Source organism: Streptomyces mutabilis, from assembly GCF_014649815.1.
GTDB lineage: Bacteria > Actinomycetota > Actinomycetes > Streptomycetales > Streptomycetaceae > Streptomyces > Streptomyces mutabilis.
Genome location: NZ_BMTT01000329.1, coordinates 1 through 513 on the forward strand (window position 1 = coordinate 1; position 513 = coordinate 513).

The window sequence follows — 513 nt, forward strand, 5'->3', positions numbered from 1 at the left end:
CGTTGTCCTGTTCGTGCAAGCAGATTGCGTTGGGCAGCTTCTGGGCCTTGCCGTCCGCACCGGTGATGACGGCATCGAAGTATTTGATGACACCCAGGCAATCACAACCGATGGACAGGTTGTTGGCCATGTTACCACCGCCACCATCACCGAAGTCGAAAGCCTGCTTACGGTGATATGGAGGCCTGGGATCGGCGTATGGGACCGTCTGCTATTGTCAGTACCTTCCTGCGGGTGGGCCCAAAGTTGGTTGACTCACCATCACACTAATAGCCAGTCGGTACATGACACTGCAGCCATCATACCAGCCACCGTGAATTGTCTCACCCTCACGCGGGTTGAATGCGACACGGAACCGCCACTTCTGCCATTCGACAAGTGACTCATTGGTGATCTTGAATGAAGGGCCATCCGGCTGCACGACGTTCAGTGGCTTTAAGTCATTCCGGCTTCCGTTCGGCAGCAGTCCTGGTACATAGTCGGAGTCCGTGCAATGGCCGATAATGTCTCGGG

General features: G+C 55.6%; 1 pseudogene. It reads right to left on the bottom strand.

Features of this window, described 5'->3' with window-relative positions:
- Window positions 1–421, bottom strand: a pseudogene (locus IE142_RS40530) (copper amine oxidase); the annotation flags it as partial.
- Window positions 422–513: the final 92 nt, after the last annotated feature.